General features: G+C 68.3%; 22 protein-coding genes. 7 read left to right on the top strand and 15 right to left on the bottom strand.

What is annotated here, in order from left to right:
- The first annotated feature begins 19 nt into the window (after positions 1-19).
- Positions 20-730, top strand: a complete 711-nt coding sequence (locus GGQ87_RS01905; RefSeq protein WP_168045025.1) for a hypothetical protein — start codon at positions 20-22, stop codon at positions 728-730.
- A 19-nt stretch (positions 731-749) separates the two neighbouring features.
- On the opposite strand, the gene flhA is transcribed toward GGQ87_RS01905, so the two are convergent.
- The 8 genes from flhA to GGQ87_RS01945 form a co-directional block, all read right to left on the bottom strand.
- On the bottom strand, positions 750-2,843 hold the full coding sequence (gene flhA, locus GGQ87_RS01910) for a flagellar biosynthesis protein FlhA (protein ID WP_425339274.1): 2,094 nt from the start codon (positions 2,841-2,843) through the stop codon (positions 750-752).
- Between the two features lie 20 nt (positions 2,844-2,863).
- Entirely contained in the window at positions 2,864-3,769 is a 906-nt protein-coding gene (bla, locus tag GGQ87_RS01915; RefSeq protein WP_168045027.1) for a class A beta-lactamase, read from the bottom strand.
- Between the two features lie 2 nt (positions 3,770-3,771).
- Positions 3,772-5,166: a sigma-54-dependent transcriptional regulator FlbD gene (flbD, locus tag GGQ87_RS01920; RefSeq protein WP_168045028.1), complete on the bottom strand. Its 1,395-nt coding sequence runs from the start codon at positions 5,164-5,166 to the stop codon at positions 3,772-3,774.
- Positions 5,167-5,202: 36 nt separating this feature from the next.
- Positions 5,203-5,535 carry a flagellar motor switch protein FliN gene (gene fliN, locus GGQ87_RS01925; protein WP_168045029.1) on the bottom strand — a complete coding sequence of 111 codons (333 nt, stop codon included), beginning with the start codon at positions 5,533-5,535 and terminating at the stop codon, positions 5,203-5,205.
- Positions 5,535-6,203, bottom strand: a complete 669-nt coding sequence (locus tag GGQ87_RS01930) for a FliH/SctL family protein (protein WP_168045030.1) — start codon at positions 6,201-6,203, stop codon at positions 5,535-5,537. The genes fliN and GGQ87_RS01930 overlap by 1 nt, the downstream gene beginning before the upstream one ends.
- A 1-nt stretch (position 6,204) precedes the next feature.
- Positions 6,205-7,230, bottom strand: coding sequence for a flagellar motor switch protein FliG (gene fliG / locus GGQ87_RS01935; RefSeq protein ID WP_209282374.1), 1,026 nt, complete (start codon positions 7,228-7,230; stop codon positions 6,205-6,207).
- A gap of 11 nt (positions 7,231-7,241) precedes the next feature.
- The gene (fliF, locus tag GGQ87_RS01940; protein WP_168045032.1) at positions 7,242-8,891 is read right to left on the bottom strand and encodes a flagellar basal-body MS-ring/collar protein FliF; all 1,650 of its coding nucleotides are present in this window, start codon (positions 8,889-8,891) and stop codon (positions 7,242-7,244) included.
- Between the two features lie 94 nt (positions 8,892-8,985).
- Positions 8,986-9,852, bottom strand: a complete 867-nt coding sequence (locus tag GGQ87_RS01945) for a hypothetical protein (protein WP_209282375.1) — start codon at positions 9,850-9,852, stop codon at positions 8,986-8,988.
- Between the two features lie 56 nt (positions 9,853-9,908).
- Between GGQ87_RS01945 and GGQ87_RS01950 the strand changes: the two genes are divergently transcribed.
- A complete protein-coding gene (locus GGQ87_RS01950; RefSeq protein WP_168045033.1) occupies positions 9,909-10,235 on the top strand; it encodes a DUF1491 family protein in 327 nt (108 codons plus the stop codon).
- A gap of 28 nt (positions 10,236-10,263) precedes the next feature.
- Here GGQ87_RS01950 and GGQ87_RS01955 read toward each other — a convergent pair whose 3' ends face one another.
- From GGQ87_RS01955 to GGQ87_RS01965, 3 genes are all read right to left on the bottom strand, one after another.
- On the bottom strand, positions 10,264-10,809 hold the full coding sequence (locus GGQ87_RS01955) for a hypothetical protein (RefSeq protein ID WP_168045034.1): 546 nt from the start codon (positions 10,807-10,809) through the stop codon (positions 10,264-10,266).
- A gap of 254 nt (positions 10,810-11,063) precedes the next feature.
- Positions 11,064-11,438: a hypothetical protein gene (locus GGQ87_RS01960; RefSeq protein ID WP_168045035.1), complete on the bottom strand. Its 375-nt coding sequence runs from the start codon at positions 11,436-11,438 to the stop codon at positions 11,064-11,066.
- A 3-nt stretch (positions 11,439-11,441) separates the two neighbouring features.
- The gene (locus GGQ87_RS01965; RefSeq protein WP_168045036.1) at positions 11,442-11,705 is read right to left on the bottom strand and encodes a hypothetical protein; all 264 of its coding nucleotides are present in this window, start codon (positions 11,703-11,705) and stop codon (positions 11,442-11,444) included.
- A gap of 167 nt (positions 11,706-11,872) precedes the next feature.
- On the opposite strand from GGQ87_RS01965, the gene GGQ87_RS01970 reads away from it, so the two are divergent.
- Complete coding sequence (locus GGQ87_RS01970) at positions 11,873-12,301, top strand: HNH endonuclease (RefSeq protein WP_168045037.1); 429 nt, start codon at positions 11,873-11,875, stop codon at positions 12,299-12,301.
- On the opposite strand, the gene GGQ87_RS01975 is transcribed toward GGQ87_RS01970, so the two are convergent.
- Positions 12,302-13,093 carry a DpnI domain-containing protein gene (locus tag GGQ87_RS01975; RefSeq protein ID WP_168045038.1) on the bottom strand — a complete coding sequence of 264 codons (792 nt, stop codon included), beginning with the start codon at positions 13,091-13,093 and terminating at the stop codon, positions 12,302-12,304. It abuts the gene before it with no gap.
- Between the two features lie 203 nt (positions 13,094-13,296).
- Between GGQ87_RS01975 and GGQ87_RS01980 the strand changes: the two genes are divergently transcribed.
- A complete protein-coding gene (locus GGQ87_RS01980) occupies positions 13,297-14,103 on the top strand; it encodes an FRG domain-containing protein (protein WP_168045039.1) in 807 nt (268 codons plus the stop codon).
- Positions 14,093-15,214 (top strand): DUF262 domain-containing protein, encoded by a 1,122-nt coding sequence (locus tag GGQ87_RS01985; RefSeq protein WP_168045040.1) that lies wholly within the window; start codon positions 14,093-14,095, stop codon positions 15,212-15,214. The genes GGQ87_RS01980 and GGQ87_RS01985 overlap by 11 nt, the downstream gene beginning before the upstream one ends.
- An 83-nt stretch (positions 15,215-15,297) precedes the next feature.
- Here the strand turns inward: GGQ87_RS01985 and uvrB are convergent, their stop codons facing one another.
- Positions 15,298-17,523, bottom strand: coding sequence for an excinuclease ABC subunit UvrB (gene uvrB, locus GGQ87_RS01990; RefSeq protein WP_168047232.1), 2,226 nt, complete (start codon positions 17,521-17,523; stop codon positions 15,298-15,300).
- A gap of 313 nt (positions 17,524-17,836) precedes the next feature.
- On the opposite strand from uvrB, the gene GGQ87_RS01995 reads away from it, so the two are divergent.
- The gene (locus GGQ87_RS01995; RefSeq protein WP_209282376.1) at positions 17,837-18,631 is read left to right on the top strand and encodes an isocitrate lyase/PEP mutase family protein; all 795 of its coding nucleotides are present in this window, start codon (positions 17,837-17,839) and stop codon (positions 18,629-18,631) included.
- Positions 18,628-19,155, top strand: coding sequence for a methylated-DNA--[protein]-cysteine S-methyltransferase (locus tag GGQ87_RS02000; RefSeq protein ID WP_168045042.1), 528 nt, complete (start codon positions 18,628-18,630; stop codon positions 19,153-19,155). Before GGQ87_RS01995 ends, GGQ87_RS02000 begins: the two co-directional genes overlap by 4 nt.
- On the opposite strand, the gene GGQ87_RS02005 is transcribed toward GGQ87_RS02000, so the two are convergent.
- The gene (locus tag GGQ87_RS02005; RefSeq protein ID WP_168045043.1) at positions 19,152-20,771 is read right to left on the bottom strand and encodes a hypothetical protein; all 1,620 of its coding nucleotides are present in this window, start codon (positions 20,769-20,771) and stop codon (positions 19,152-19,154) included. The two genes, GGQ87_RS02000 and GGQ87_RS02005, sit on opposite strands and share 4 nt — an antisense overlap.
- Complete coding sequence (locus GGQ87_RS02010) at positions 20,743-21,828, bottom strand: hypothetical protein (protein WP_168045044.1); 1,086 nt, start codon at positions 21,826-21,828, stop codon at positions 20,743-20,745. Before GGQ87_RS02010 ends, GGQ87_RS02005 begins: the two co-directional genes overlap by 29 nt.
- Positions 21,829-21,909 lie beyond the last annotated feature (81 nt).

The following is a 21,909-nucleotide window of genomic DNA, read 5'->3' on the forward strand; positions in this document are numbered from 1 at the left end:
AGGGGTTGGGAGCGACGACATGGTTTGGTGGTGGTGGATCGCGCCGGCGCTGGTCGGACTGATCGGGCTGGTGCTGCTGTTCAGGGGACTCGGCGCCCTGTTCCGGGGCCGGGTGTTCAGCGGACTGCTGGGCGGAGTGGGCGGGGCCGGCTTCCTCGCCGTGGCCATGATCGCCGCCCTGCTGGGGATGGATATCCAGACCTACGCCCGCCTGACCTATGAGCGACCGGTGGCGACGATCGAGACGCGTCAGCTGGGGCCGCAGTATTTCGAGGCCACGGTGATGCAGCCGGCGCGCGGCGAGAACGCACCCGCGCTCAGCAATCTCTATCCGTTGCACGGCGACGAATGGCGCATCGAGGCCCAGGTTCTGAAGTGGAAGCCGTGGGCCAATGTGCTGGGGCTGAACACGCAATACCGGCTTGACCGGCTGTCGGGCCGCTATCGCTCCATCGAGCAGGAAATCAACGGCGCCCGCAGCGTGCATCCGCTGAGCGGCGGCGACGAGGCCGGACCCGAGTGGATGCCGTGGCGGGTCAGCGCCTGGGACACCGCGCGGAAGTATCGCCAGTATGTCGACGCGGTCGACACCCTCTACGGCGGCGGCGCCTATATGCCGATGGCCGACGGGGCCCGCTACGAGGTCTGGATCACCCAGTCCGGACTGGTCGCCCGCCCGGCCAACGACGCGGCCCGCGCGGCGTCGGCGGGGGGATGGACGGAGCAGTAGCTCCGCCCCCGGCTCTTCCTCATACAGTCCCGATGGTGCGCAGGCGCGCCTTGGGGTGGACCTCGTTCTGGCTCATGACGACGGTCTGGCCGCGGAAGCGTTCGATGATCGAGCGAACGTAGGGCCGGACCTGCGGGCCAGTCAGCAGAACCGCCGTCTCGCCGGCCATGGCCGCGCGTTCGAAGACGTCGCGGACGGCGCGGATGAAGTCCTGCAGGCGTGAGGGGGCCATGGCCAGCTGCTTGTCCTCGCCCTGCCCCACCAGCGCCTCGGCGAAGGCCTGCTCCCAGTCCGGCGACAGGGTGACGATCGGCAGGGCCCCGTCGTCGCCCTTGTGCTGCCAGCACAGCTGACGGGCCAGACGGGCGCGGACGTGCTCGACCAGGATGGTGACCGACGAGGTGTGCGGCGCGGCCTCCGCGAGCCCCTCGAGAATGGCGCCCAGATCGCGGATCGACACCTTCTCGCGCAGCAGCGACTGCAGCACGCGCTGCAGGGTGGTGACGGTGACGACCGACGGGATCAGCTCGTCGACCAGCTTCTTCTCTTCCGGCCCCAGCTCCCGCAGCAGCTTCTGCACCTCGGCGTAGGAGAGCAGCTCGGCCATGTTCTCCTTGAGGATCTCGGTCAGATGGGTGGTCAGCACCGTCGACGGATCGACGATGGTGTAGCCGCGGAAGGTGGCCTCCTCGCGCAGGCTCTCGTCGATCCAGGTGGCGGGCAAGCCGAAGGCGGGCTCCTTGGTGTGCTCGCCGGGCAGTTCGACCTGACGCCCGGCGGGGTCCATGGCCATCAGCGAGCCAAGGCGCACCTCGCCCGAGCCGGCCTCCATCTCCTTGATCCGGATGGCGTAGCCCTGGGTGCCGAGGCGCATGTTGTCGAGGATGCGGACCGACGGCATGACGAAGCCGTACTCCTGCGCCAGCGAGCGACGCAGGGCCCGGACCTGATCGGTCAGGCGGCGACCCTCCAGATCGTTGATCAGCGACAGCAGCGAATAGCCCAGCTCGATCTTGACCTCGTCGATGGTCAGGGCGGTGCCGATGGGCTCCTCGACGTCTTCCTTGGGGCTGGAGGCGGTGGCGGCCAGTTCGGCCTCGGTGGGCTTGGGCTTGAGCCGCTGACGGCCCAGCCGCCAGGCCATGAAACCCGTGCCGATGGCGAGGGCCGCGAAGGGCAGGATCGGCATTCCGGGGATCAGGCCGATCAGGGCGGCGGCTCCCGACACGACGCCGAGGCTGACGGGATTGGTGGCCAGCTGGGCGACCAGCGCCTTGTCCGCCGAGCCCTCGACGCCCGCCTTGGACACCAGGAAACCGGCGGCGATGGAGATGATGATGGCCGGGACTTGGGTCACCAGACCGTCGCCGATGGTCAGGGCGACATAGGAATTGGCCGCCTCGCCGATGGGCAGCTGGTGCTGGATGACGCCGATCAGCATGCCGCCGATGGCGTTGATGAAGACGATGATCAGGCCGGCGACCGCGTCGCCGCGCACGAATTTCGAGGCGCCGTCCATGGCGCCGAAGAAGGTCGATTCCTGCTCAAGCTCCTTGCGGCGCAGCTTGGCCTGATCCTCGTTGATCAGGCCCGACGACAGGTCGGCGTCGATCGCCATCTGCTTGCCCGGCATGGAATCGAGCGTGAAGCGGGCCGAGACCTCGGCGATACGGGTCGAGCCCTTGGTGATGACGACGAAATTCACCACCAGGATGATGGCGAAGATGATGATGCCGATGATGAAGCTGCCGCCCATCATCAGGCTGCCGAAGGCCTGGATCACCTGACCGGCGCCGTCGGAGCCCTCGTGCCCGTGGCTCAGCACCAGCCGGGTCGAGGCCAGGTTGAGACCGAGCCGGAACAGGGTCGAGACCAGCAGGACGGTCGGGAAGATGGCGAAGTCCAGCGGCCGCTTCATCATCACCGCGGTCATCAGGATCAGCACGCTGGACACGAGCGACAGCGCCAGCAGCATGTCCATCAGGAAGGCCGGGATCGGCAGGATCAGCAGCAGGATGACGCCGATCACGCCGATGGCCATGGCCACCTCGCCGCGCGCCACCCAGCCCATGACGTCGCGCCCGGTGGGCCGCGCCATGCCGTCCTTCATCATGGTGGCGGAGGGGATGTCGGTCATGCGCGGCCGAGGGCGGCGAGGGCCTGACGGGTCGCCGCGGCGATGACCGCCTCATTGCGGGCGACGGGCTCAGCGGTCGAGGCATGATAATAGGCGGCGACGATCACCGGTGCGCCGGTCGGTGGATAGAGGACGCCGATGTCGTTGGTCGGACCGTAGCCGCCGGTGCCGGTCTTGTGCGCCACGGTCCAGCCAGTCGGGAGACCCGCCTTGATCCGGGCCTGACCGGTCGGCGTGTCCGTCATCCAGCGCAGCAGCATCGCCTTGTGACCGGCCGACAGCGGCGTATCGGCGTCGACCAGCAGCCGCTTCAGATTGGCCGCCGAGTGCAACGGGGTGATGGTGTCCTTGTCGCCGTCGAGCCGGTTCATCGTCGGTTCGAAGCGGTTCGCGGTCGTGCTGTCGTCGCCGAGCGAGCGGTAGAAGGCCTGCATGACGTCCAGTCCGCCGAGGGCCTTGAGCAGCAGGTTGGCCGCGGGGTTGTCGCTGACCTCGACCGTGCCCTTCATCAGGGCCTCGACGCTGAGCGTTCCGCCGATCGCGGGCTCCGTCACCGGCGCATTGTTGACCATGTCGGCCGCGGTGACCGGGATCATCCGGTCGAGCCGCTCCTCGCCCGCCTGCACCCTCAGGAAGGTGGCGGCGGCGAGGTACATCTTGAAGGTCGAGCAATAGACGAACCGCTCGTCGCCACGCCAGGCGAGGCGCCGGCCCGAGCCGATGTCGTGAGCGACAAAACCGAGGCGGCCGCCGTTCTCGCGTTCGAGCACCGACAGGTCGAAAGCTTCTGGGCCCGAGGCGGGCTGTTGCGCGGGGGCCTCGGGTTCAGCGCGCGAACAGCCGATCAGGCCCAGCGCGCCAAGGCCGGTCAGGACGCTTCTGCGGTCCGTGCGAAGGCTCATGGTCAGGCGGCCGCGTAGCCGCTGGCGGCGATGCCCGACTGGGGCGCGGGGATGGAGGTTCCCTCGTCGGCGTATTCATTCAGCTTGTTGCGCAGCGTGCGGATCGAGATGCCGAGGATATTGGCCGCGTGGGTGCGGTTGCCGAGGCAGTGCGACAGGGTGTCGAGGATCAGAGTCTTTTCCATCTGCGCCACGGTCTGGCCGACGTGGGCGCGGGTCACGGTGTCGGCGACGTGGGCGGCGCGGCCAGCGACGCCGGCGTCCGCGGCGGCGCCGTGGGTGCCCATCGCCAGCGGCTGGCCGTCCGGCAGGCGGATCGCCTCGACGTCGATCTCGGGACCGACCGCCAGCAGCACCGCCCGGTGCATGGCGTTCTCGAGCTCGCGGACGTTGCCGTTCCAGCGATGCGAGATCAGGGCGCGCTTGGCGTCGCCCGAGATTGGACGGACCGGCACGCCGTTGGCGGCGGCGTATTTCTTGACGAAGTGGTCGGCCAGCACGGCGATGTCGCCCGGCCGCTCGCGCAGCGCCGGCAGCCGCAGGTTCACCACGTTCAGACGGTACAGCAGGTCTTCGCGGAAGGTCCCCTCCGCCACCGACTTGGCGAGGTCCCGGTTCGAGGTGGCGATGATGCGGATGTTCACCGGCACCGGCTTGGTCCCGCCGACGCGGTCGATGACCCGCTCCTGGATGGCGCGCAGCAGCTTGGCCTGCAGGCGGACGTCCATCTCCGAGATTTCGTCGAGCAGCAGGGTGCCGCCGTCGGCTTCCTCGAACTTGCCGATGCGGCGGGCCATGGCCCCGGTGAAGGCGCCCTTCTCGTGCCCGAACAGCTCGGATTCCAGCAGGTTGTCGGGGATGGCGGCGCAGTTGACGCTGATGAAGGGCCGCTCGGCGCGCTTGGACCCGGCGTGCAGATACCGGGCCATCACCTCCTTGCCGACGCCGCTTTCGCCGGTGATCAGGATGGAGGCTTCCGAACGGGCGACCTGGTCGGCCAGCTGGATGACGGCCTTCATCGACGGATCGGCCGAGATCAGCGGGCGCTCGTCGTCGGCGACGGCCGACAGGACGGCGGCGATCAGATCGGCCTCGGGCGGCAGGGGGATGAACTCCTTGGCGCCGGCGCGGATGGCGTTGGCGGCGTCCGTGGCGTCGGCGTCGACCCCGCAGGCGACCACCGGCACATGGATCCGCTCGTTCTCGTTGGCCGCGATCAGGGCCGCGATGTCGACGCGGTAGTCGACCATCAGCAGGTCGGCCCCCTGCCCGCGCCGGAGCTGTTCCGTCGCCTGATCGCCACGCTCGACGTGCTGGACCTTGGCGCCGTGCGCCATGGCCATCTTCACCGCCGTCGCCAGCTGTCCGCTGAGCCTGCCAACCACCAGAAGCCGCATGGGTCTTCTCCTCTAATCTCTACAACCGGTCGCCGATCAGGCGCCCGAGTCCTCGGTCTTGATGATTTCCGTCATGGTCACGCCCAGCCGGTCCTCGACGACGACGACCTCGCCGCGGGCGACCAGCCGGTTGTTGACGAAGATGTCGATGGCCTCGCCGACCTTGCGATCCAGCTCGAGCACCGAGCCGCGGTTCAGCTTCAGCAGCTGGGCCACGGACATGTGGGCCTTGCCCAGCACCGCCGAGATATTGACCGGCACGTCGAAGACCGGGGCCAGGTCGCTGGCGGTCTTGTCGGTCGCCTCGTCGTTGACGGTGATCGCGGTGGAGTCGGCGAACTCCTCCAGAGCCATGGTGTCGGACGCCATTACGGCCTCCCTTCCAGTGAGGTGTCGGGGTTCAGGGTCTCGGCGTGGCCGGCCTCGGCGGCCAGGGCGGAGCGCAGGGCGTCGCCGATACGGACGAAGGCGGCCTCGGCGTCGAAAGCGGCGCGGCCGTCGGCCCATTCCAGCTGGAAGGAGGCGGGCGGCAGGGCCGGATCTTCGCGGAAGGCGACCACGCCCGAGAAGCCCGAGTCGTCGCACAGCCGGGTGATGCGGGCGCGGCCGGCCTCGTCGAGATCGCCCGTGCGGATGACCAGACGGGGCGAGGCGTCGATTTCCTGTCCGAGGGTTTCGAGCGCGGCCTGAAGCGGCCCGGCCGGGAAGCGGTCGAGAGCAGCGGAGGCGACCACGCGAGCGGCGGCGAGCGCCAGTTCGGCGGCCTGTTCGCGGTGGGCCTGGGCGACCCGGCTCAGTGACGGGACCGCCGCGGCGAGGCTCTGGGCGATGGACGAAAGCGCCATCGACTGAACGCTCTCCGCCTCGGCCAACGCCTCGTTGCGGGCTTCGAGCCGGGCTTGGGCGACGAGGGCGTCGACCTCCAGCGGCGCATAGGCGCGCTTGGCCGGACGGAAGGCGGACGGCTGCACGACGACGCCGGAAGCGTCGAACTCGGTGTCGAAGGCGAACGGGGTGCTGAGGGGTTGGGCGGTCATGTCAGTAGATCAGCTCATCGTCGGCGCCCTGACCGACCAGCATGATCTCGCCCTTGGCGGCGAGATCCTTGGCGACCTGGACCATGGCCATCTGGGCCTGGTCGACATCCTTGAGCCTGACGGGGCCCATCGACTCCATGTCCTCGCGCATGATCTTGGAGGCGCGCTCCGACATGTTGGAGAAGAACAGTTCGCGCAGGGATTCCGACGCCCCCTTGAGAGCCAGGCCGAGCGAGTCCTTCTCGACCGCGCGGAGCAGGGTCTGGATGCCGCCGGGGTCCAGCTTGGCCAGATCCTCGAACACGAACATCAGGGCGCGGATGCGCTCGGCCGCCTCGCGGTTACGCTCTTCCAGCGCGCCGATGAAGCGGGCCTCGGTCTGGCGGTCGAAGCTGTTGAAGATGTCGGCCATCAGCTCGTGGCTGTCGCGCTTCGACGTACGAGCCAGGTTCGACATGAATTCGGTACGCAGGGTCTGCTCGATCTTGTCGAGGATTTCGCGCTGCACCGGCTCCATGCGCAGCATCCGCTGCACGCATTCGAGGGCGAAGTCCTCGGGCAGGCTGGTCAGGACGCGGGCGGCGTGGTCCGGTTTGATCTTCGACAGGACCACCGCGACGGTCTGCGGGTATTCGTTCTTCAGATAGTTGGCGAGAACGGCCTCGTTCACATTGCCGAGCTTGTCCCACATCGTCCGACCGGCCGGACCGCGGATTTCCTCCATCAGGGCGTCGACGCGCTCGCCCGGCATGAAGGAGGCAAGCAGACGCTGGGTCTGTTCGTAGCTGCCCATCACCGCGCCCGAGCCGCTCATCCCCGAGACGAACTCGACCATCAGCTCCTCGACCACCGCCGCGGAGACGGTGCCGAGCGAGGCCATGGCCTGCGAGATTTCCTTGATCTCCTCCTCGTCGAGGCTCTGCCACAGCCGGGTGTGATCCTCGCCCAGCGACAGCAGGATGACGGCGGCCTTCTCCGGGCCCGTCAGCTTCCTGACATCCTCGACGGCTGGCTTCTTGCTGACCATCCGGGCCGCCATCAGCCTTCGTGCACCCAGCTGCGCAGGATCGACGTCGACTCGTCAGGATGTTTTTCGACGAAGTCGGCGACCTTCTTGACCGACGAGGCCTTCACCTGTCCCTCGATGCGGGCGATGTCGAGCCGCTGCTCCATCTCCGACGGACCGGCCGGACCCGAAATCTGGGCCATCTGGGCCCCGCCTGCGCCGTTCATGATCGTGGTCTGCAGCGAGGTCACCGGAAGGCCGCTCGCGCCGGCCAGCTGCGGCTGACCCATGCCGCCGCCGGTGGCGCTCTTCAGCAGCGGCCGCAGCACGAAGAAGATCAGCAGCACGCCGGTGATCAGCAGCACCAGCAGTTCGACGCCGCGCATCAGATCGTTCTTGGTGAAGTCGAACAGCGACGAGCCCGCCTCGACGCCGCCGGTCGCGGCCACATCCCGGGCGAAGCGGACGTTGAGAACCTCGATCTTGTCGCCGCGGGTCTCGTCGATGCCGACGGCGGCCGCGACCAGCGATTTGATCTGGGCGATCTCCTGCTCGCTGCGCGGGGCATAGGTCCCTTCGCCGCGGCCATTGGCGGGCGGGGTCCATTTGCCGTCAACCGCGACCGACACGGCCAGCTTCTTGACCTCGCCGGCCTCTTTCACCGTGGTCGTGGTGGTGTTGGAGATCTCGTAGTTGGTGGTCTCGGTGTTCTGGGTGTCGCGCGAGCCGATCGGGGTCGTGGCCGCGGCCTCGCCGCCGGGGATGTTGTTGGTGGCCGTCGCGCCGCCGTCGTTGACGCCGCTGGTGTCCTGGCTCTCCGAACCGTTGGTCGAGGTCGAGCGAACCACCTGACCGTCGGGATCGAACCGCTGTTCCTGGGTGGTCGAGCGGCTGTGGTCGATGTCGGCGGTGACCTGCACCCGCGCCGCGCCGACGCCGACGACGCCCTCGACGATGTCCTTGATCCGCGCCTGCAGCTGGGCCTCGGTCGAGGATTTGGCCTCTTCCGCCGAGGCGGCGCTGAAGCCGGCGTCGTCGGTGCCGGCGGCCAGGGTGCGGTTGGCCGTGTCGGTCAAGGTGACCCTCTCCGGCTTCAGATTGGGGACCGCCGAGGCCACCAGGTTGCGGATCCCCTGAACCTGGGCGCCCGTCAGCGCTCCGCCGGTGACCCCCACGACCACGGCGGCGGTGGGCTCGGCGGCGGTGCTCTGGAACAGCTGGCGATCCGGCATGGCGATCATCACCCGCGCCGAGGTGATGCCGCGCAGGCTCATGATGGTGCGGGCCAGTTCGCCCTCGGTCGCGCGCTTGGCGTTGAGGTTCTGCTGGAACTCGGTCTGTCCCAGCACCGACTGGTTGTCGAAGATTTCGTAGCCGACGCTGCCGGAGGTCACCAGGCCCTTGCCGGCGACCAGCATGCGGGCCTCCCCGACCTCGTCGCGGCTGACGAAGATCGTCGAGCCGTCGCCCTTGGACGAGTATTTGATCCCCGCGCCGTCCAGCGCCGTGGTGATCTCGGAGGCCTCGCGCAGGTCGAGGTTGGAATAGAGCAGGGCGTCCGGGGCCTGGCCGATGCGCAGCATGACCGCCACGAGCACCGCGGCGACGCCGGCGGCGACGCCCAGCACCACGGTCAGGCGACCGATCCCGAATCTCTGCACCGCCGCCGTGAAGCCGCCCACGCGTCCCGCCCCGAATACTTACGGGTGCTTACAGACGCCCGCTGGGCAGAAAATGCCGGGCACGTGGTAAACGCGGCGTTAAGAGCCTCCCCTGCTAGAGCGCCCCCATGGACATGAAGGCGCGGCCGGCGGCGAAATCGCCCGCCTCGAAGCGGGCCGTGGCCACGCTGCCGTCGCGGAAATGGAACTCCACCAGAAACGTCTCGCGCGGATCGAGCCGGGCCAGCCGGTCGGCGACCGAGGCCGGAAAGCGCCACGCCTCGCCCCCGCGCCGGCCCTCGGCCAGCAGGGCCGGATCGGCGGCCGACACCCCGGTGGCCCAGACGCTGGCGCGCGAGGCGGCCGGCGCCAGCCCTCCGCCCGACAGCCAGGCCCGCGGCGCCTTGGCCTCGTCCCGGAACACCAGCCGCGCCGCATTGGGCCGCGAACGCCCCACGAACGACACCACCGCCGTCAGGTCCCCCGCCAGCGCGTCGCCGCCGTAGCCGATCGCAACCGGAGACGCCCCCGTGGTCGAGGCCTGTTTCAACCGCCAGCCGGGCGCGGCCCATTTGGTGCGGTCGGCGATCCAGGGCTGGCGTCCCCCGGCGAAGGTCATGCGCGGCGTCCGCGTCCAGCCGGCGAAGGCCCCGGCCACCCGCGCCCGCACCGTCTCCAGCTCCGGGTCGCGGCAGGACACGGCTCCGGCCCGCGCCCGCGCCCGGGCGGCGGCGGCGTTCAGATCGGCCTCGGCCGAGCCGGACCGCAGCGCCGCGCCCCGCGCTTGCGCCGTCGCCGCGCCCAGGGCGGCGTCGACCTGGGGCGCGAACAGATTGCAGCGGGCGTCGGCGGCGACCACGAAGGCCCGCTCATAATAGGTCCCGGCCGCGCCCACTCCGGCCCACGCGGGCCCGGCCGCCCCCAGCAGGGCTGCGGCGAGGAGTGCGGCTTTGGCGGCGGCGGCGTTCTGCCCTATCGTCATGCGCCGCACCCTACGCGCCACGCGTTCCGGTATGGTTTCCGATCAGGGTTAGCGATTTGCTTCTTTCCACCGACCTGTGGGTGTCCGCCCTGATCCGCCGCGCCGAGCTGGGCGGCGCCTTCGCCACGGTCGCGCGCAAGGGCGACGCCCGCGCCGGCACGGTCATCGTCAAGGCCTTCGACACCTCCACCCGCCGCGCCCGCCTGTACAGCGAGGCCTTCGGTCCCGACGGCGAACGGCTGTGGATGCAGCCGGTCGAGAGCGACGCCGAATTCGAGCTCGACGCCTACATCCAGCGCCAGTCCGGCTACGACCCCGACCTCTGGGTGGTCGAGATCGAGGACCGCGAGGGCCGCCATTTCATCACCGAAAAGGTGGCGTGAGGGGCGGCGCCCCGACGGCGTCCCTCGCCTACGGCCAGTCCTCCGCCACCCCGTCCGGCAGTCCGGCGTCCGCCCGCCACTCGTCGCGGTTCGCCTGGATTGTGGCCCCGTCCAGCCACGCCTGATGATACAGCGACCCGTCCTCCTTCCACAGCGCCCCGGTCCAGCCGTAGCGCCGCGCCCAGTCCCGGTCCCGCGCCGCCGTCTCCGGCGTCAGCCGCCCGGCGCGCCACCGCAGCACAAAGCCGAGGTGCCACAGCGGAACCCGTTCCAGCGCCCCGCCCGCCATCGCCTCCGCGAGGGTGGCGGCCACCAGCCGCGTCTCTTCCAGCCTCAGCTCGAACGCGTCCCGCTTCTTCTCGGCATACCGCTCCCACCCCTCCAGCGGCTCCGGCACGGGATCCGGCTCAGGCTTCCGCTCCCAGCTCTCCTCCGCCCGCCGCCGCCACAGGTTCGCCAGCCCGACATCGTACCGCCGCGCCAGAGACGCCCCCGTCGCCCCCCGCTCCCACGCCCGCCGTATCTCGGCCCAGTGCTCCTCGGATCGATAACGGGGCGGCGACTTCTCGTGCATGCCGACACGCTACGGCGCCGCTGCGTCAGAATCGGACGTGGCGGCTAGCGGCGAGACCGCCTCCCTTTCGTCATCCTCCGGCGACCCTCGCGAAAGCGTGGGGAGACCGGGGGACCCAGCGGCGCCGAAGGCGATCCGTTCAGGCAGGCTGTCGCGATCAGCAGCGCTCCCGGCAGGGTCGCGCTCACGCGCGCCGCTGGGTCCCCCGGTCGCGGCGCTGAAGCGCCTTGCCGGAGGATGACGAAAGCAAGAACTCACCTCCGCTTGAACCACGCCGGCCAGTCCTTGCGGTCCCAGGGGTCCCAGCGCCAGTGGCGGCGCAGCCGCTCGGGCACCAGAGGGTCGCCCAGCCGCCAGACCTCGCGTTTCACGTTCAGGCTCAGCTCCCGCTCGATCACGTCCAGCTGCGTCGCCGGGCGGCGGCATCCGGCGCAGCGGAACCGCCCGGCCAGCCACAGCTCGCCCAGGCACACCGCCTTCGGGATGATCGGCAGGGTCGCGCCGTCGACATGCTGATGCCGGCCACACGGCTCGCAGTGCAGCGACAGGAGGAAATTGTGCCGCCGCGCGCTCTGGATGGTGATCAGCCGCGGCGGCTCGGGCGGTCCGGGGTGGCTGTGCAGCAGCATGGGTCAGAGCCAGCCGCACGGATTGTCGGGCCGCGGCCGCCGCGAGACATAGCGCAGATGCGCCGCCCGTCGCCCGCAGGCGCAGACGAACCGCCGCGACAGCCCTTCGGCCGGACGCGGCCCGTCGCCGAACACATGGTCATTCAGCAGCGCCTCCCGCCCGCAGCCGGGCCGCAGGCAGCGGACGTGCAGCAGCCGGGCGGGGGTCGTGGGGGCGGACGGGTGGGAGGCTGGGGGCTGGGCAGGAGGCTTGGCTGGGGGACGCAAACTGATGGGCTCCGGAGAACCACCGACGCCGCAGCCCTAGTTCTCAGGCTTGCGATCGCACAGCCCCTATGTTCTGCTTTTGTTCTTTAGTTGTGGAAATCCCGAGGCTTACGACCGGTTTTGACGTATCGCTGTTCCACTCTGCCCGCCGGTGGAGGGACGGGCTGATGATCACCCAGAGGATGCTGGCCGAGGCGCAGAACTGGCGCTGCGCCTATTGCGGCGGTGCGATGCGGACATGGCCGAAGGGGCCGGCGATGGCGACGCGCGAGCATCTGACGCCGCGCTCATTCGGGGGATCGGACAAGACCGACAACCTCGTCGCCGCCTGCGAGGCCTGCAACATGGCGCGCGGCCGGTTCATCAGCCCGGAGGCCTTCCACGCCTTCCGCCAGCACTGTCTCGCCGACGGCAGCTGGCCGCCCCTCACCGAGCCGCGCGGCGCCGCGCGCCTGCATCTCTGGGCCATGTCCCGCCGCGCCGACAAGCAGCGCCAGGCCGAGGCGCGCGAACGGCTGAAGGCCCGCTCGCGCAAGATCGGCAAGATCCGGGCGGCCCATGCGCGGGACGAGAGGGCCGAACCTCTGGAGTGGTGATCAGGTCCGCCGGTAGGTCCCGCGTTTGTCCCCGAACGCCAGCCAGCCCCGGTCCCTCAGCACCTGCAGCTGCTGCCTGATCTTGGGCCGGACGTTGTTGTTGCCGGGATAGAGGGCCGCCAGCCGGGCCTCGTGGGCGTAGACCTCGTCCAGCGTGAACGCCTCCCGCCCCACCGCCTCTACCGCACCCATGACGGCCAGCAGCCAGCCGCGCGCCTCGGGTCGGGTCTCACGCAGGAACAGGGTGGCGGTCCAAGCGGCGCGGACCTCGGCCTGCGGGCGCGGGGCGCCGTGCTGGATCAGGGGGATGCGGCCGGCGGCGGGGACGTCCTTCAGCCGGATCGTGCAGCCCTGCCAGCCGGCGCGGCGGGCGTCGGGGCCCAGCGGCGCGCGCGGCCGGATGATCGCCCCGGTGAAGAAATGGCGCGGCACAACGATCAGCTCGCTGACGCGATGCGCCACGCGGTCGTAGCCCATGACGAACAGGCTGGGATTGTTCGCCGCCGCCAGCCGCTGCTTCATCGCCCCCCACGCCCCGGCCGGCAGCACCCCCGCGACGGCGCCCTGCCCGGACTTGAGCTCATACTCCTCGCCGCAGGCGGCGCAGCGGAAGTCGCCGACGCGGGTGTTGTTGGGCAGGGGCGGCAGCCGGTCGGCCGGACAGGCGGGGCAGAAGCCGTGCTCCGCCATCCAGCCCTCGGTCAAATGCCGCGCCTGCTGGGTCGCGCTGGTGTAGGCGGCGCTCGGCTCGGCGAAGCCGAGTCTGCACCATGAGTTGGTATCGTCCCCCATCCTCCCACCGTAGCGGGTGGCGGGTCAGGGGGTTAGGGGCGGTGAAGGATAGTCATCGATTACGCGCCCGTCGGGTCGCCGTTGACCTCCTCCTCGTCTCGCGACGGTTGATCCTAGCCAAATCAACTACCCCCGCTTAGCTTGAGAGCGTTCATAGTCGAGTAGCGTCTGCCACCTCCCCGAAGGATGACCGCCGGATAATTATGACCGACGCGCAGAAGAACACACCAGAGCCCGAACGGATCACCAGCTTGGCGGAGTATGCCCAGCTAGTTTCGGACAAGGCATCAGCCGAAGATAGAGTTTGGTTTCGAGGGACATCGGCAGCAGACGCCTATCCGCTCACTCCGTCGCTCTACCGCCGCCCCTCAGACGGCACTCCGACCTTTTACGCGGACCTTGAGGGTTCGCTGGTAGATACCTTCCGCCATCGATCCCCTCCGTTCATGACCGGGCCGCTACCAGCCGCGACCCCAGAGGGAGACCTAGAGACGCTGTTCATAATGCAGCACTACGGCCTCCCCACGAGACTGTTAGATTGGACCGAAAACCCGTTTGTCGCGCTTTACTTCGCGCTGGTTAAGTGGCGTCGTTCGCTTCCGCTGTCGGACGCTGGCGTCTGGACCCTTAATCCAAAACGCCTCAACCAAGTTTCGCTAATGGGTATGTCCAAAGACAGCGATATCATCCTGTCTCCAAACCATTCGAACTTGCGAGCCTATCGCCCCGGCCACATTGAGCGTGAAAAGCCCGTCGCAATGTATGGCGTACACAACAGCAAGCGCATCGTCGCTCAGCGCGGCGTTTTTGTGCTTTTCGGCTCGGCGCCCGACCCGATGGACGCCCAAGAGGCAGTGGGTCCAGACGGCGTATTGGATAAGATAATCATCGACAAGGACAGTGCAGCCGCGATCTTTTCCGCTCTCTTTCGGATGGGGTTCACAGACTCAGTTGTCTTTCCGGACCTAGACGGATTGGCGAGAGAAGTGAGCTATCAGCATGGCTACTAACTTCCATCGCCTGAACATACAGATGCATGTCGAGAATGTCGCTTGGCTTTGGCGACAGCGATTTGATATCGACTTCGAGCCGATCTATCAGCGTAAGAGCAACATCTGGAGCGTTGCCAATCAACAATACCTGATCGACTCCATACTTAATGGCTTCGATATACCGAAAATCTACTTGGCCGACTTCTCGTACGGCGTCAACGAGCTGAATGATAAGGGACTGAAGTACGCCGTTATTGACGGAAAACAACGACTTAACGCTCTTTTCGATTTTATGGATGGAAAGTATCCGCTTTCCAAGGAGTTTGAATTCTATTCCGACCCATCTGTAGAGATCGCAGGAAAATACTGGAAAGATATATCTCTGAACTTTCCTGAGATTGCATACAAACTAGAGGACTTTAAGCTCGCAATAATGGCGGTTGTTACGGATGACGAGGCTAACATTAGCCAGCTGTTTGTCCGGCTTAACACAAGCAAGCCCCTGACGGGTGCTGAGCTGCGGAACGCCATGCCTGGACGCGTACCGGCTATCATCCGTGAACTCGTGAACCACCCGTTCCTCAGCGAGTACCTTCCTTTCTCGACCGTCCGCTCCGAAGATAAGAATCTTGCGGCTAAGCTCTTGCTGATCGAGCACCGAGGGGCGCCGGTTGATACGAAAAAGCGTCAGCTGGATGCTCTTGTTAGAGCCATTGCAAATGATGGGGATCCCCAACAAGCCGAACTAGGGCTCCTTGAACTGCTTGCCCCAACCGAGAGCATAGACTTTCAGGCTTCGGCAAACCGCGTGAGAGACAATCTGACTTACTTGACCGAGGTATTCGGCATGCGAGACCCGTTGCTTCGTCAACCCAGCCAAATCCCTGTGTTCTATTGGTTTATCCGTAATCTCGACCATCCCGACCCATCAAAGGTAAGAACCTTTTTGGAATTCTTCCAAGCGGCTCGGGAGGACAACAAGATTAAGGCGAAGGCAGGAGACACCACCACGCCCGACTTGGACCGCTATGAGCTACTTCTCAGGTCCAGCAACGACTCTGGGAGCATCAAGCAGCGACATGCAATCCTCGTTCGATGGTGGGCGATGGCTGTTCGAAACCTAGTTTGATCCGTCACAGTCGCGGCAAACCCCGATCCCCGGCTTCTCCCGCTTGATCTAGTTAGGCGGAGCGGCACCGACGCCTAGGGCCCCTACCTTCCCTTCCGGAACGCCTCCGCCTTCTCCGCCGCGGCATCCGCCCGCCACCGCTTCGGCGCGCTCTTGTCCACCTGCTCCCCCTCGGCGGTCAGCACCTCGTTGGCGAACTCCAGGTCCATCAGCTTCATCCGCTTGATCTCGTCGCGCAGGCGGGCGGCTTCCTCGAATTCGAGGTTGGCGGCGGCGTTGCGCATGCGGCCTTCGAGGTCCTTGAGGGCGGCCTGGAAGTTGGAGCCGGTGAAGGGGCGGGACTCCTCCTTCACGCCCGGGGCGGTCAGGGCGTCGAGGGCGCGGGACTCATAGGGGCTGGCCATGATCTCGCGGATGTCGCGCTTGACCGATTCCGGGGTGATGCCGTGCTCGGCGTTGTAGGCCTCCTGCTTCTCGCGGCGGCGGTTGGTCTCGGCGATGGCGCGCTCCATCGAGCCGGTCATCCGGTCGGCGTAGAGGATGACGCGGCCGTCGACGTTGCGCGCGGCGCGGCCGATGGTCTGGATCAGGGAGGTCTCGGAGCGCAGGAAGCCCTCCTTGTCGGCGTCGAGGATGGCGACCAGGCCGCACTCGGGGATGTCGAGGCCCTCGCGCAGCAGGTTGATGCCGATCAGGACGTCGAATGAGCCGAGGCGCAGGTCGCGCAGGATCTCGATCCGCTCAAGCGTGTCGACGTCGGAGTGCATGTAGCGGACGCGGACGCCCTGCTCGTGCATGTATTCCGTCAGGTCCTCGGCCATCTTCTTGGTCAGGACGGTGACGAGGGAGCGGTAGCCGTCGCGGGCGACCTGTTTCACCTCGTCGATGACGTCGTCGACCTGGTTGCGGGTGACGCCGCTGACCGGGCGGATCTCGACCGGGGGGTCGATCAGGCCGGTGGGGCGGATGACCTGTTCGGTGAAGACGCCGCCGGTGCGCTCCATCTCCCACGGGCCGGGGGTAGCGCTGACGAAGACCGTCTGGGGGCGCATGGCGTCCCACTCGTCGAATTTGAGCGGGCGGTTGTCGATGGCGCTGGGCAGGCGGAAGCCGTACTCGGCGAGGGTGGATTTGCGGCGATAGTCGCCGCGGTACATGGCGCTGATCTGGCCGACGGTGACGTGGCTCTCGTCGACGAACAGCAGGGCGTTGTCGGGGATGTATTCGAAGAAGGTAGGCGGCGGCTCGCCGGGGGCGCGGCCGGTCAGCCAGCGGGAGTAGTTCTCGATGCCGGCGCAGGAGCCGGTGGCCTCCATCATCTCCAGATCGAAGCGCACCCGCTGTTCTAGGCGCTGGGCTTCGAGGAGTTTGCCGTTCTCGACCATCCAGTCGAGCGTCTCCTTGAGCTCGTTCTTGATGCCGGTGATGGCCTGGTTGAGCGAGGGCCGGGGCGTGACGTAGTGGCTGGCGGCGTAGACGGTGATCTCCTCGAGGTCGGCGGTCTTCTTGCCGGTCAGGGGGTCGAACTCCTGGATGGACTCCAGCTCGTCGCCGAACAGCTGGATGCGCCAGGCGCGGTCTTCCATGTGGACGGGGAAGACCTCCAGCACGTCGCCGCGCTTGCGGAACATGCCGCGTTCGAAATGGACGTCGTTGCGCTTGTACTGCAGCGCGATCAGGTCGGCGCGGAGCTTGGACTCGTCGATCTGGTCCCCGACCTTCAGCGTGAACGTCATGGCGGTGTAGGTCTCGACCGAGCCGATGCCGTAGATGCAGCTAACGCTGGCCACCACGATCACATCGTCCCGCTCCAGAATCGCCCGCGTCGCCGAATGCCTCATCCGGTCGATCTGCTCGTTTATGGAGCTGTCCTTTTCGATGTAAGTGTCTGTTCTTGGGACATAAGCTTCGGGTTGGTAGTAGTCGTAGTACGATACGAAATACTCGACGGCATTATCCGGGAAGAAGCTTTTGAACTCGGAATAGAGCTGGGCGGCGAGGGTCTTGTTGTGGGCCAGGATAAGGGCGGGGCGCTGGGTCTGCTCGATGACCTTGGCCATGGTGAAGGTCTTGCCGGAGCCGGTGACGCCCAGCAGGACCTGCTCGCGCTCACCGGACTTCGCGGTTTCGACCAGTTCGGCGATGGCGGCGGGCTGGTCGCCGGCGGGGGAGTATTTCGTCTCCAGCCGGAAGGGGATGTGCTTGCGCCCGGCGGGACGGTCGGGGCGGTGCGGGGTCCAGTCGGACGGCTTGCCGGGCGCCTCCTCGGGCGTCAGGCGCGGGCCGGTGACCGGGGCGAACATCGGCATGTGCGGCGTCTTGACCGGCATGCGCGGGGCCTTGCCCTCTTCGTCGCGGAGAAAGGCGGCGGGGGCCTCGGCCATGGACTGGCCGGGCACGTGGACGGGTTTGGTCACGCGGGGCGCGGAGCCCTTGGGGGGCGAACTGGAACGGTTCATGAACGCAATCTAGGGCGAGGGGCGGCGGTTCGCCAGTGAACGCGCGGGCGCGCCGGTGGCTGCTGACAGCAGGGTGGCAGCAGAGGCGGTGAGGATGGCCGGAAACCGCGAGCGGAGCCGTGAGGCGCCGCCCATGTTAGCGTTCGAACCGACGGAGATTCCCATGACCGCCTTCCGCGACCTGCACCGATCCGGCCTGCTGATCCTGCCCAACGCCTGGGACGGGGGCTCGGCGGCCCTGATGCGCTCGCTGGGGGCGAAGGCGATCGCGACGACCAGCGCGGGCGTGGCCTGGGCGCTGGGCTGGCCGGACGGCGACGCCCTGCCCGTCGAGCGGGTGGTGCAGGCCACGCTCGACGTCGTGCGGGCGGCGCAGGGCCTGCCGGTCTCAGTCGATTTCGAGGGCGGCTATTCCGACGATCCCGCGGAAGTGGCGGCGGCGGCCCGGACGGTGGTCGAGGCCGGGGCGCAGGGGATCAACATCGAGGACGGCGGCGGCTCGCCGGATCTGCTGGCGGCGAAGATCGTGGCCATCCGGGCGGCGGTGGGGCCGGAGCTGTTCATCAACGCCCGATGCGACGTCTGGCTGAGAGGCGTGGGCGAGGCGGAGGGGCGGGTGGCCGAGGCGGCGCGGCGGGGCGCGATCTACCGGGAGGCCGGGGCGGACGGGCTGTTCACGCCGGGGCTGACGGACGAGGCGGGCATAGCGGAACTGGTCGCGGCGACGGAGATGCCGCTGAATCTGCTGGCCTTCCCCGGTCTGCCCGATGCGGCGACGCTGGAGCGGCTGGGCGTGCGGCGGCTGAGCGCGGGGTCGGGCATCGTCGGAGCAGCGCTGGGCCGGGCGGCGGCGCTGACACGCGGCTTCCTGGAGGACGGGCAGTCCGCGCCGCTGATGGAGGGGGCGCTCGGCTGGGGCGAACTGAACGCCCTGATGCCGGCGACCAACCGGACATGACGACGGCCGCACCCGAACGATTGACGCTGTCATGGCTGGAAAGCCCGATCGGGCCGCTCGCACTCGCTTGCGACGAGGGCGGCGTGCTGCGCGGGCTGTCGTTTGGGGACGGGCTGATCAAGGCGATGCGGCGGGAGTATCCGGACGCGGCACTGAACGACGGCGAGGCGCCGGCGCCGCTGGCGCGGACGCTGGCGGCTTATTTCGACGGCGACAGGGAAGCCCTGAAGCGCGCGACATGGTCGCTGGAGGGCGCGGCCGCGGGCGACGGGTTTCACGCCCGGGTCTGGCGGGCGCTGGCGGAGGTGCCGGCGGGGGTGACCATCAGCTATGGCGAGATGGCGAAGCGCGCGGGCGAGCCGGGCGCGGCGCAGGCCGCCGGGGTGGCGCTGAACCGCAATCCCATTCCGCTGGTGCTGGCCTGCCACCGGGTCGTCGGAGCCGACGGAGCGCTGGTCGGCTTCGGCGGCGGGCTGGAGCGGAAGAGCTGGCTGCTAAGGCACGAAGGGGCGCTGCTGATCTAGAACTGGTTGCTCAGCGTCGGGATAACCAGCGCTCGGGCGATGCGGTCGCGGGCGGCGACCACATCGGGCCGGGCGACGGCGACTGCCAGGGCGTCGGCGACCCGCCGGTCGAACTCGGTAGCGCGTTGGCTCACAAGATAGGTGTGCATCGCGCCGACGGCCCGGTCAGACAGGTCTTCGTCCCCGAGGATCCGCAGTAAGGTGTCGGCGGCTCCGTCGGATTCGCCGCGGCAGGCCTGCGCCTCGACCCAGGTCAGCGGGGCGTCTCGCCAATTCTGCTCCATGTGGGCGAAGGCCGGTCCGGCGATCCGCTCCTCTCCCAAGGCGACGCCGGCACAGCCCCGAACGTGCATGGCCTGCATGATTCCGAACGGCGATGCCGATCCCGCCTGAAGGGATTTCACCGCCTCGATAGCCTTCTGGTTTTCACCGGCCCGCAGGTAGAACCAGCCCAGATTGATCGTCTGGCTGACATTGGTCCCGCCACCCTCATCACGCTTTGCGGCAATCTCCATCTGGGCGATGGCTTCGTCGCGGCGGCCGAGCTCCATGAGTGCCCGGGCCCGGGCGTCCATCGTCCATGTCAGGGACCGGTCGTCTTCCGTAGCCGGTTCGGGCGCCGGCAGGGCGAGAGTGGCTTCGGTGAACGCCAGCGCCTCATCGAAACGGCCGCGGTTGAACAAGCCGGAGGCGTAAGCGTTGCGGGCTTCGAATTCCGCGCCGCTGGCCTCAGCTTCTGTGCGCCTGGTCTGCAGCTCGGCTTCCAGGATCGCAGCTATGTCCAGATCCGCGAGGGCGGCCGCCCCGCGGAGATCGTCGTAGCGACGCATCGCATGCAGGTGCATCAGCGCGCCGGACGCCGTAACGCGACCGACCAGTTCAACAGCCTCGTCGTCCCGGCCCCGCTCCCTGAGATCGTCGATCAGACGGACCCAAATCCAGCTGTCGAAGCGGTCCCGCCAGCCCGCGTCCTGGAGCGCGCGTCGAAGCTCGAACGCGGCGTCCGGGTCCACCTCGTCCGAGTTTTCGATCTGCAGGATGAATGGGCTCGAAAGGTTCGAGACGACGTCAGGATGAAGCGCCAGGAGACGGGCGGTGGCGCGGGCCGCCGCCGTCCGGTCGTCGGTCCTGGCATGGGACGTGATGCGGGCGAACCAGACATCGACCGAAGCGCCGGGCCGCTCCGACGCCTCGATCAGATAGGGCAAGGCGGCTGCGTCCTGACCTTCACCGGAATATAGCAGTCCGAGCAGGACCGTGATCAGGCTGCGTCGCTCCGCGGTCTCGGCCGCAAAGTCGGGGTGCTCCGCGATCGCCTTGGCCGAGGTAAGGGCCGCCGCGGTATCTTCAGCCCGGATCGCGACGCCCAGTTGCTCCCAGAGCCCGCCAATCGCCTTGGCCGGCGCGGCCTGCGAATGCAGCGCAACAGCCGGCTGACCGGCCGGGGTACCCGCCGGATGGTCAGAGGCCATGACTACGGCCAGCAACACCTCAAGGATCATGGTCGCCTCCCTCCGCTCACTTGGCCCGGTTCGCCCGGACGTTGCAAGCGGGAGGAGGTGCGCGCCGATGAAACCCGGGGCCGGTTTATCGTCTGGCGCCGACCCGCGCCTCAAGGTCGGCCCAGCGGCGGGTCAGGTCGCGGAGTTCGTCGCGGAGGCGGGTGGCCTCGGTGCGGCTGATGGAGCCGTTGCGTTCGCCGGCCACGATGCGGGCCTCGATCTCGGCGGCGCGGGGGTCGTAGCCGGACGAGCCGTTGTCGTAGCCGCCATCGTCGCCGACGCGGCGGTCAAGGTCGGCAAGGCGGGTGGTCAGGTCCTGCTGCTCGCGGCTGCTCAGACCGTCGCGACGATATTCGGCTTCGAGACGGACGAGGGCGTCGAAATCGGAGCGCAGGCGGGTTCCCTCGGTCCGGGTGATGTCGCGATTGCGGATAGCGACGTCGACGCGCGCACTGAAGGCCGCGCGCTGGTCGGCGAGGGGCTGCCAGCCATAGCCGGTGTCGCCGTCATTGCGCTCGTCGCCCACGCGTTGCGACAGGGCGCGGTAGCGTTCGCGCAGGTCGCTGCGTTCGGTCGTGGTCATGCGGCCGTCGGCGGCGTAGCGGGTTTCGAGCTGAACGAGGGCGTCGTAGTCGGCGCGCAGTCGCCCCGCCTCGGTGCGGCTGATGGAGCCGTCGCGGACGCCGGCCTCGATCCGGGCGTCGAGATCGGCGCGGCGCTGATAGAGCGGGCGTCGACCGCGGCTCCAGTCCTGATCCAGCACCTGATCCTGATCGGCGGTCTGGACGCCGAACAGGGCGCCGAGCAGGGCGCCGAAGACGCCGCCCGGCTGGTCCTGAACCGTGCCGTAGCCCTGGTTCGAACCGTAGTTGTCGTCCGGGTAGAGCGGTCCGACCGTGGCGCTGGCGCCGGTGCAGCTGAGGACGCCGTTGCGGTTGGTGATGGCGCTGCGGCAGTCGGCGCTGCGGATCGAGCTCCAGCGGAAGCCGCCGTCGGTCTGGCATTCCGCCGAGACGTAGCCGTTCGCGAGCTGCTCCACGTTGCGGCAGCTGGAGGGCACGGAGGGGCCGGACTGATAGCTTGTGTAGGGCGTCTGGGCCTGGCTTACGCCGGCGGCGGACAGGGCGAGCGCGCCGGCCGCGGCGGCCGACAATGTGTGGATCGCGTTCATAGGGGGCTTTCCGGCGGTTGCCTGGGGAGCCGGAAGAACGGGGTTCGGAGGGGAAAGGTTGCCTTGGCCGCGGCGCGGGTC

Source organism: Brevundimonas alba (genome assembly GCF_011927945.1).
Lineage (GTDB): Bacteria > Pseudomonadota > Alphaproteobacteria > Caulobacterales > Caulobacteraceae > Brevundimonas > Brevundimonas alba.

What these genes read in the sequence shown, in the direction of transcription:
- GGQ87_RS01905 (WP_168045025.1), top strand. Translation starts at nt 20, where the DNA reads ATGGTTTGGTGGTGGTGGATCGCGCCGGCGCTGGTCGGACTGATCGGG.
- flhA (WP_425339274.1), bottom strand. Translation starts at nt 2,843, where the DNA reads ATGATGAAGGACGGCATGGCGCGGCCCACCGGGCGCGACGTCATGGGC.
- bla (WP_168045027.1), bottom strand. Translation starts at nt 3,769, where the DNA reads ATGAGCCTTCGCACGGACCGCAGAAGCGTCCTGACCGGCCTTGGCGCG.
- flbD (WP_168045028.1), bottom strand. Translation starts at nt 5,166, where the DNA reads ATGCGGCTTCTGGTGGTTGGCAGGCTCAGCGGACAGCTGGCGACGGCG.
- fliN (WP_168045029.1), bottom strand. Translation starts at nt 5,535, where the DNA reads ATGGCGTCCGACACCATGGCTCTGGAGGAGTTCGCCGACTCCACCGCG.
- GGQ87_RS01930 (WP_168045030.1), bottom strand. Translation starts at nt 6,203, where the DNA reads ATGACCGCCCAACCCCTCAGCACCCCGTTCGCCTTCGACACCGAGTTC.
- fliG (WP_209282374.1), bottom strand. Translation starts at nt 7,230, where the DNA reads ATGGTCAGCAAGAAGCCAGCCGTCGAGGATGTCAGGAAGCTGACGGGC.
- GGQ87_RS01945 (WP_209282375.1), bottom strand. Translation starts at nt 9,852, where the DNA reads ATGACGATAGGGCAGAACGCCGCCGCCGCCAAAGCCGCACTCCTCGCC.
- GGQ87_RS01955 (WP_168045034.1), bottom strand. Translation starts at nt 10,809, where the DNA reads ATGCACGAGAAGTCGCCGCCCCGTTATCGATCCGAGGAGCACTGGGCC.
- GGQ87_RS01960 (WP_168045035.1), bottom strand. Translation starts at nt 11,438, where the DNA reads ATGCTGCTGCACAGCCACCCCGGACCGCCCGAGCCGCCGCGGCTGATC.
- GGQ87_RS01970 (WP_168045037.1), top strand. Translation starts at nt 11,873, where the DNA reads ATGATCACCCAGAGGATGCTGGCCGAGGCGCAGAACTGGCGCTGCGCC.
- GGQ87_RS01975 (WP_168045038.1), bottom strand. Translation starts at nt 13,093, where the DNA reads ATGGGGGACGATACCAACTCATGGTGCAGACTCGGCTTCGCCGAGCCG.
- GGQ87_RS01980 (WP_168045039.1), top strand. Translation starts at nt 13,297, where the DNA reads ATGACCGACGCGCAGAAGAACACACCAGAGCCCGAACGGATCACCAGC.
- GGQ87_RS01985 (WP_168045040.1), top strand. Translation starts at nt 14,093, where the DNA reads ATGGCTACTAACTTCCATCGCCTGAACATACAGATGCATGTCGAGAAT.
- uvrB (WP_168047232.1), bottom strand. Translation starts at nt 17,523, where the DNA reads ATGCCGATGTTCGCCCCGGTCACCGGCCCGCGCCTGACGCCCGAGGAG.
- GGQ87_RS01995 (WP_209282376.1), top strand. Translation starts at nt 17,837, where the DNA reads ATGACCGCCTTCCGCGACCTGCACCGATCCGGCCTGCTGATCCTGCCC.
- GGQ87_RS02000 (WP_168045042.1), top strand. Translation starts at nt 18,628, where the DNA reads ATGACGACGGCCGCACCCGAACGATTGACGCTGTCATGGCTGGAAAGC.
- GGQ87_RS02010 (WP_168045044.1), bottom strand. Translation starts at nt 21,828, where the DNA reads ATGAACGCGATCCACACATTGTCGGCCGCCGCGGCCGGCGCGCTCGCC.